This window comes from Helicobacter bizzozeronii, assembly GCF_900196775.1.
Taxonomy (GTDB): Bacteria; Campylobacterota; Campylobacteria; order Campylobacterales; family Helicobacteraceae; genus Helicobacter; species Helicobacter bizzozeronii.
The window spans coordinates 1-2,004 of sequence record NZ_FZLB01000122.1; the positions used below are offsets into that span (position 1 = coordinate 1).

2 protein-coding genes are annotated in these 2,004 nt (G+C 42.8%); both read left to right on the plus strand.

The genetic code is table 11. The annotated features are described in order from the left end of the window. A partial coding sequence (locus C5684_RS09015; RefSeq protein ID WP_158650249.1) for an AAA family ATPase occupies window positions 1-988 on the plus strand: 988 nt, incomplete at its 5' end. A 129-nt stretch (window positions 989-1,117) separates the two neighbouring features. Beyond that, window positions 1,118-1,666, plus strand: coding sequence for a YtfJ family protein (locus C5684_RS09020; RefSeq protein ID WP_013889535.1), 549 nt, complete (start codon window positions 1,118-1,120; stop codon window positions 1,664-1,666). Window positions 1,667-2,004 lie beyond the last annotated feature (338 nt).

Sequence of the window (2,004 nt, forward strand, 5' to 3'; positions counted from 1 at the left end):
CCCCAAATCCACCCCCCCAATCACGCCCAAACCCCAAGACAAATACGCCCCCAAAGCCATTAAAGCGTATTTGGATCAATTTGTGATCGGTCAAGAACAAGCTAAAAAACAAATGAGTTTGGTTTTTAGCGATCATTACAAACGCATTCAAGGACAATCCGGCTTAGAAAAGGCAAATGCCATTTGTATTGGACCTTCAGGCAGTGGCAAGACTTTTTTAATTGAGATGGCAACCAAGTATTTAGACATTCCTTATTGCATTGCCAATGCAGCTGCTTTCACCCCTACAGGTTATATTGGCAATGAAACCAATCAAATGTTTGCTACACTCTATAGCAATGCGGATAAAAATATAGAAAAAGCTGAGCAAGGGGTGTTGGTCTTAGATGAGATTGACAAACTAGGACAGGGGAGTTGGCATGACAAGGAGTGGAGACAAGGGGTGCAAAATGAATTGTTAAAGGTCATTGAAAAGGGGATTGTCTCGTTTGAGTATGGAGGTCGAGCCAGCGGACAAACCATCACTTTGCAAACCGATCACATGCTCTTTATTGTCTTAGGGCATTTTGAAAAACTTTGGAAAAACAACCAATCGCACCAAAAACTCCCTAAAATCACTAATGAAAATTTGATTGAATGTGGCATGAAGCGCGAATTTTTACGCCGTTTTTCTATAAGAGTGCTCTTTGAGCCTGTGGATATAGACATGCTTACAGAACTTTTAGACCGGCGTTTAAAACCTTTTCAAGAAGAATTTGCCCAAGCAGGGAGCATCTTAGAGTTTAGCCAAGAAGCTAAACGCTTTTTAGTCAAAAACGCTTTAAAAGAGGGAGTTGGCATGAGTGGATTGGATCAAAAACTCCATGAGCTATTAATGCCCCTGCGTTTTGATTTAGAGGATTACTATGGCTTGAAGTGTGTGGTTGGTGTGGGGCATGCTGGGGAGATAGGGGTATCTGTGTTGCCACTGGATTATCCCTTAGGCTAATCATTAAGTGTCTTGTGTGGAACTGGGTGTTAAAAGCGGGGGCTATCATAACCATTATGAAACCAACTATCTTTATAGGTTTATAAATGCATAGTATAATGGTTCCATTCTGATTTTAAGGTGGTTTTTGTGAAAAAGATATTTGGAAGTTTGTTATTGGCATTGAGCATGGCGCATGGGAGCAATATTGCCCTCAATCAGCCCTTAGCAGATGTGGTGGTGCGGGATAGGGGCGAGCTTGTTTTGAATGGGGATTCCATACAATACAAGGTGTGGAATAGCAAAAGTCTAACGGGTAAAGTGCGGATTATCCAGCATATTGCCGGGCGCAAAAAGGTCAAAGCCGAGAATCAACCCCTCATGGATCGCATTGTTGCCGCGCATTTTGATGAGAGCAAATACCAAACAACCAATATCATCAATGTCGATGATGCCATGATGGGCACGGGGCTTTTTGTGCGTGGGGAAACTAAGAAAGCCAAGAGAGAGCATCCCAATAGCCAAGTGGTGATGGATAATGACGGGGTGGTGCAAAAGGCTTGGGGTTTAAAAAAGCAAGAGAGTCTCATTGTCGTGTTGGACAAAACGGGCAAAGTGCGTTTTGTGCATGAGGGCAAACTGAGTAACGCCCAAATCCAAGAAGTGATGGATCTAGCTAAAAAGTTACAGCAAGAATAAAAGTTTCATAGCAAGTCTTGCCCACTGCTTTATCCAGCGTAAAGCCGTGTTGGCTTAATCCCCCCAAGCCCCCCGTGTTTTGCAACTGGTGGGCAAACCCTTTAAATCCACAGCACCAAGAGAGAATAAAACAAGCAAATATGTAACATAAGTCTTTGGGTGCATTATATGATTTCTTAGGTTTTAGCGAGCATAAGCCCATTCATGCTAACATAACTCCCATTTTCAATTTAAGGAGTCCCTATCCAAAACATTAATCATATACCCAACCAACAGACTAAAACCACTAAACCATTTTATCACTTATCCCCGTTTTTACCCCCCCCCCCACCCCCCCC